The sequence below is a fragment of the Stutzerimonas stutzeri genome, assembly GCF_000935215.1.
Lineage (GTDB): Bacteria > Pseudomonadota > Gammaproteobacteria > Pseudomonadales > Pseudomonadaceae > Stutzerimonas.
The window spans coordinates 1-5978 of record NZ_JXXD01000145.1 but is presented as its reverse complement, the minus strand read 5'-3'; the positions used below and the strand labels follow the sequence as shown (position 1 = coordinate 5978).

The following is a 5978-nucleotide window of genomic DNA, read 5'->3' as shown; positions in this document are numbered from 1 at the left end:
TCCAGGCGGGGTCGATGGGGCAGGGGGGGGACGTGTTTGTGCTCGACATGGGGCAGCCGGTTAAGATCGCTGAGCTGGCCGAGAAACTCATTCATCTGTCTGGCCTGAGCGTGCGCTCGGAAAAGTGCCCGCACGGGGACATCGCTATCGAGTACACCGGTCTGCGCCCCGGCGAGAAGCTGTACGAGGAGCTATTGATCGGCGACAACGTGAGCCCCACCGAGCATCCGATGATCATGCGCGCCGATGAGGAATATCTCGACTGGGATGTACTCAAGGACCGGTTGGCAAAACTGCTCAAGGCGGTGGAAACCGATGATTACCCCCAGGTGCGGCAGCTGCTTCGTGAAGTGGTGAGCGGGTATGTGCCGGAGGGGGAGATCGTCGACTGGATCTACCAGCAGCGGCGGGTAGAGCCGGAGTAGTACAGTACTTGATCTGGCTCTTTTAGCGTTCGGGCCGCCGCGGGCCGCGGGCCATCACACATCAAGCCGCTAATGTTTAGCGCGCGGCTTGGCTGCTCCCCGCCGTGTTCCGATAGAACGACTGCCCAACGCGCTCGATATGTTTGATCAGTTCCGGGTTGTCAATTTGGCGGAGCAAGGAAAGATCAATTTTGTAGGGTAAAAGCAGATCATCCACTGACTGTTCTATATCAAGCAAATCACTATGTGAGAGCTGGTCGCCTCTGAGGGTAAGATCAATATCGGAGCCGGGGCGATAATTTCCTTTGGCTCGTGAGCCGTAAAGAATCGCTTCGGTTACCTTTGGGTATTGTCGAAGTACATTGTGAATGAGCTGGATGTCCAGCTCCCTAAGCCCAGTGCTAGTCCCGGTCATAACGTAGCATCCGCCCGGTCTGCCAGAGTTTTCACTAGGGCCTTTAACAATGAGTGATGTTGCTTTCTTATATTCTCGAGGATGGCTTCGGCGGTTTCCTCGTTGTAGGTGTGCGAGGTGCGGTTACGATCTGTGAGCATCTGCATCCAGCCGTGCCCGTCCTCGATCAAACCCTTGCTAAATCCCTCCCGTATCGTGTCGCGAGAACCGACGATACCTTCTATGCCTTGCCACACGAGAAAGTCTTTCAGGGTATTCCAGCCGAGTTCGTACGAGTATTCAAAGGCCTGAATGACTCCTTGCTTTTCGAGCCGGGATAACTCGCGCCGCTGCATGAGTTCAATTGCTTCGTCCAATTGAGTGAGCGCTCGGCGAAAATTGCTTAGCCGCTGCTGCCAGCGCACATCGATGTTACTCATCCATCTATTCCTTCATCGTGGTGACGCTTGATGTTTATTACAGCACGGAAGCAGCAGGTTCATACGGCTGGGAAGCGCAGAGATCAGTGCCGTGCACCCTCGTCCTGCATGCTCAATAGCTGCTTTTCACGGTTCCAGTCGAACGGTTCGTCGTTCTGCTCGGCTTCGTAGCGGCGCTCTTCGAGTTGCTGGAAGACGGCAATCTCGTCATCCGGCATGAAGTGCAGGCAGTCGCCGCCGAAGTACCACAGTAAATCGCGCGGAACCAGGTGGGCGATCTGGGGATATCGGTGGAAGACCTGGCAGATCAGGTCCTGGCCCATGTGGCGCTCTTCCGGGACGTTCTGCAGGTTCATGATCAGTTCGTCGAAGCGTTCGAGAAACAGTGCGTGGCTTTCTTCCGAGACTTGTTCGGCCTCGCCCATGGCGAGCAGGATGCCGCGTAGATGGGCCAGCAGGGCCAGGTTGTGATCGTGGTAGGGATTGGCCATGTGTTCACCTGTGTCGATTTTCTGAAAGGCGCGATTATAGGCGTGCGCGCCGGTGAATTGGGGTGTCTGGTTGACTCGCTTATGGCTCGCAGGTTCGGTTTTTCGGATGAGGCGATGGTTGGCTCGTCGGCTTGCCAGCGCTGAAAAAAGGGGTCTTCTATCGCTTTGCCGACAGCGCGACGTACTAGCTTGGCTCGATCTCGCCGGGCAGCGCTGGAATGCTGACCAAACTGAGCAGGTAGCCTTCGAAGGTAGTGAACTGGCCGCCAAGCTCGATGCCGTTACGCCAGTTTGCGGATAGATCGATCAACAAACGCAGGCGCGCAGCCCCTTGATGAGTGGCGTCCAGCACTTCGGCATCCTGGAAGTAGAAGCGTTGCTTCACCAGCGGATACAGTGCTTTGAACAGGCTTTCCTTTAACGAGAAGGTTCGGGTAACCAGTTCGGCGCGCTCGTCTTCGTTTAGCGGAGAGTAGAGTTCCAGTTCACGGGGTGTGAGGATTTCGGCGGCCAGGCGGTCAGCTCGTTCGGGGGCAAGAATGCGCTCGATATCCAGTCCCAGTCCGCTCCATTGCTGACTGGAACCCACCACGACGCCTGCCCAGCCTGCGCCGTGGGTAATGGAACCAACGATGCCGGCCGGCCATTGCGGTGCGCGGTCTTCACCCACTGGCGGCACGAATGCAGTGCCGGTCAGGCCTCGCAGGGCCTCCCGAGCGCACAAGCGTCCAGCGAGAAACTCGGTCTGCCGCTTGCTGACGCCTTTCTGTGCGGGAATCTCCCAGCGACTAAAATCCTCGGGATCGAGCAATGCCGGGTCGAAGCGTGTGCTCATCAGGCTGACACCCGCCAAGGCTTGCGGTAGCGGCCAGTGGTCGGTGAGTGGCGTGCAGCAGCGCGGGTAGGAAGGCAGATCGTTCATGGTCGCTATTCTGCCTCAAGGCAGGTATTGGATGTGATCGCGCTGCGGCGGACGCGCCGTACTTCGCCTGGCGGATTACCCGTTGCTCCTCGCGCTGTTTCGCCGGCATCGGTAACAGTCCACAGGGAGAGGCGCGCCAACCAACTGCACACGCCATCGTCGCAAACGGCTGCAGCCCCGCTTCAGGTGGGATAACCCGTATCAAGGCTGCGGTTATTTTTTCACGCGCTGCTCGCTATGCCTTCAGGGTGCCTGCTAGGGTTGAGCGCATCACCTGGACGGAGAAAGCGATGTTCGAATCAGCCGAAATTGGTCACTCCATCGACAAGGAGACCTACGATGCGGCGGTGCCAGAGTTGCGTGAAGCGTTGCTGCAGGCGCAGTACCGGCTCAAGGCCCAGGCGCGGTTCCCGGTCCTCATACTGATCAATGGCATCGAGGGCGCCGGCAAAGGGGAAACCATCAAGCTGCTCAACGAGTGGATGGATCCGCGGCTGATACGTGTCGACAGCTTTGATGTGCCCAGCGACGAAGAGCTCGCGCATCCACCGGCATGGCGTTTCTGGCGACGCCTGCCGCCGAAGGGCCACACCGGGATTTTCTTCGGCAACTGGTACAGCAAGATGCTCGAGGACCGTGTGCACGGGCGCATCGATGGTGCCGAGCTGAAACTCGCCACCGCGCGGGCGCAGCGCCTGGAGCGGATGCTCTGTGACGAGGGCGCGCTGATCTTCAAGTTCTGGTTCCATCTGTCCAAGGAGCGTATGAACGCCCGGCTCGATTCGCTGAAGAATGACCCGCTGCACAGCTGGCGCATCAGCCCGTTGGATTGGCAACAGTCGAAGACTTACGACAAGTTCGTGCGCCACGGTGAGAAGATCCTGCGGCTCAGCAGCCGGGATTTTGCGCCCTGGTATGTGATCGAGGGTGCGGACGAGCGTTATCGCAGCCTGACCGTCGGCCGCATTTTGCTCGAAGGTCTGCAGGCCGCCCTGGCCGCCGCGGAGCAGCCAGGGCAGGCGGCGTCGCAGCCGCATTCGGCGCCACTGCAGATCGACCTGGATCATTTGAGCCTGTTGGACAGCCTGGATCTGAGCCAGAAGCTCACCAAGGACGACTACCAGCAGCAGCTCGCCGAGGAGCAGGCGCGGTTGTCGCAGTTGTTGCGGGATCGCCGTCTGCGCAAGCGGGGCGTGCTGGCGTTGTTCGAGGGGCATGATGCGGCGGGCAAGGGGAGTGCGATTCGCCGCGTGACCGGCGCGCTGGACCCGCGGATGTACCGGACCATTCAGATCGCTGCGCCCTCCGAGGAAGAGCGCGCGCAGCCCTGGCTTTGGCGCTTCTGGCGCAATGTGCCGGAGCGCGGCAAGTTCACCATATTCGATCGCTCCTGGTATGGCCGCGTACTGGTCGAGCGGGTGGAAGGTTTCTGCACCCCGGATGAGTGGTTGCGTGCCTATTCGGAAATCAACGACTTCGAAGAGCAACTGGTCGATGCCGACATCGTGGTGGTGAAGTTCTGGCTGACCATCGACAAGAAAACCCAGCTCAAGCGTTTCAAGGAGCGCGAGGAGACGGTCTTCAAGCGCTTCAAGATCACCGATGAGGACTGGCGCAACCGCGAGCGCTGGGACGACTACGGACATGCTGTAGCCGATATGGTCGACCGCACCAGTACCGAAATCGCACCCTGGACGTTGGTAGAGGCCAACGACAAGCGCTTCGCCAGGGTCAAGGTGCTGCGGACGTTGAATGAAGCGCTGGAGGCGGCGATCGAGAAGGGACGTTAACCGGGGCGGGGTTGCCAGGCTGTTGCTTACGGAGTCGACGGTGTCCTGTGGCCGGGGAGCCGCCGCATGATTGGTCGCGCGAATCGCACCCTATCTACGAGCCTGAAAAGCCTGCCCAAGCGCGCTATCCGGCCAGCAAGGCGATGGCCGTGCATATCCGAGCTGAATGGTCGTCGCCAGCGCTGCGAAGCGGGAACTATGCTCGGGTCACCGTCCACCCTGCGGTCGTGGAACAATCCGTGCGCGCAGCGCCGTCACAATATCCCCGCGACCGCTCCTAGTCTCCGAGGTATGTCATGCGTGAAGTAGTGATCGTCGATAGCGTACGGACCGGCCTGGCCAAGTCCTTCCGTGGCAAGTTCAACATGACCCGTCCTGACGACATGGCCGCGCATTGCGTTGATGCGTTGCTGTCGCGCAACGATATTGACCCCGCGCTGGTTGAGGATTGCATCGTCGGTGCTGGCTCCAATGAGGGTGCGCAGGGCTACAACATCGGTCGCAACGTCGCGGTGCTGTCCCGTTTGGGCATTGGCTGCGCCGGCATGACGCTCAATCGCTACTGTTCATCGGGCCTGCAGGCCATCGCCGTGGCGGCCAACCAGATCGCTTCGGGTTGCAGCGATATCATCGTCGCCGGCGGGGCGGAGTCGATCACCCTGACCCTGAAGAGCCGCAACACTGATCACCTGTTCAACCCGATCATCCAGGAGCGTGTGCCGGGCATCTACCACACCATGGGGCAGACGGCCGAACTGGTGGCACGTCGTTACAACGTGACTCGCGAGCAGCAGGACCTCTACTCGCTGCAGAGCCAGCAGCGTACTGCGCGTGCGCAGGCCGATGGGCTGTTCAGTGATGAAATCGTGCCGATGAATGTCCAGTACTACACCGAGGACAAGAACACCGGCGAGCGCACCGTGCATCAGGGTGTGGTCGAGGGGGATGATTGCAACCGTCCTGACACCACGCTGGAAAGCCTGGCCGGACTCAAGCCCGTGTTCGCTGAAGACGGCTCGGTCACCGCCGGTAATGCCTCGCAGCTGTCCGATGGCGCGTCCATGACGCTGGTGATGAGCCTGGACAAGGCCATCGAACTTGGCCTCAAGCCGCGCGCCTTTTTCCGTGGTTTCACCGTGGCAGGCTGTGAGCCGGAAGAGATGGGCATCGGGCCGGTATACGCCGTGCCGCGTCTGCTCAAGGCCAAGGGGCTGCAGATCGACGACATCGACCTGTGGGAACTCAACGAGGCCTTTGCATCGCAATGTCTGTATTGCCGCGACACGCTTGGCATCGACAACGAGAAGTACAACGTCAATGGCGGATCGATCTCGATCGGGCACCCGTTCGGCATGACCGGTTCGCGCACCGCCGGGCATATCGTCCGTGAGCTGCAGCGGCGCAACCTGCGTTATGGCGTGGTGACCATGTGTGTCGGCGGTGGCATGGGAGCTGCCGGTCTGTTCGAAGCGGCGCGCTAACAGCTTGGTGATATCGTCTTGAGACGGGCCTGCTA

The 5978-nt window shown here is 60.1% G+C and carries 7 protein-coding genes; 3 read left to right on the top strand and 4 right to left on the bottom strand.

The window, feature by feature from the left end; all coding sequences use genetic code 11:
* Positions 1-425, top strand: a 425-nt coding sequence (locus LO50_RS15700; protein ID WP_161794493.1) for a polysaccharide biosynthesis protein, incomplete at its 5' end; no start/stop codon positions are given.
* A 76-nt stretch (positions 426-501) separates the two neighbouring features.
* Here LO50_RS15700 and LO50_RS15695 read toward each other — a convergent pair.
* The 4 genes from LO50_RS15695 to LO50_RS15680 form a co-directional block, all read right to left on the bottom strand.
* A complete protein-coding gene (locus tag LO50_RS15695; RefSeq protein ID WP_003280554.1) occupies positions 502-840 on the bottom strand; it encodes a nucleotidyltransferase domain-containing protein in 339 nt (112 codons plus the stop codon).
* Positions 837-1259, bottom strand: coding sequence for a nucleotidyltransferase substrate binding protein (locus LO50_RS15690; protein WP_003280555.1), 423 nt, complete (start codon positions 1257-1259; stop codon positions 837-839). Before LO50_RS15690 ends, LO50_RS15695 begins: the two co-directional genes overlap by 4 nt.
* Positions 1260-1342: 83 nt before the next feature.
* Entirely contained in the window at positions 1343-1750 is a 408-nt protein-coding gene (locus tag LO50_RS15685) for a PA2817 family protein (RefSeq protein ID WP_003280557.1), read from the bottom strand.
* A gap of 184 nt (positions 1751-1934) precedes the next feature.
* On the bottom strand, positions 1935-2672 hold the full coding sequence (locus LO50_RS15680; RefSeq protein WP_044315585.1) for a 4'-phosphopantetheinyl transferase family protein: 738 nt from the start codon (positions 2670-2672) through the stop codon (positions 1935-1937).
* Positions 2673-2962: 290 nt separating this feature from the next.
* On the opposite strand from LO50_RS15680, the gene pap reads away from it, so the two are divergent.
* Both pap and LO50_RS15670 read left to right on the top strand, forming a co-directional pair.
* Positions 2963-4462 (top strand): polyphosphate:AMP phosphotransferase, encoded by a 1500-nt coding sequence (gene pap, locus LO50_RS15675; protein WP_044315584.1) that lies wholly within the window; start codon positions 2963-2965, stop codon positions 4460-4462.
* Between the two features lie 296 nt (positions 4463-4758).
* The gene (locus tag LO50_RS15670) at positions 4759-5943 is read left to right on the top strand and encodes a thiolase family protein (protein ID WP_044315583.1); all 1185 of its coding nucleotides are present in this window, start codon (positions 4759-4761) and stop codon (positions 5941-5943) included.
* The last annotated feature ends 35 nt before the right edge of the window (positions 5944-5978 follow it).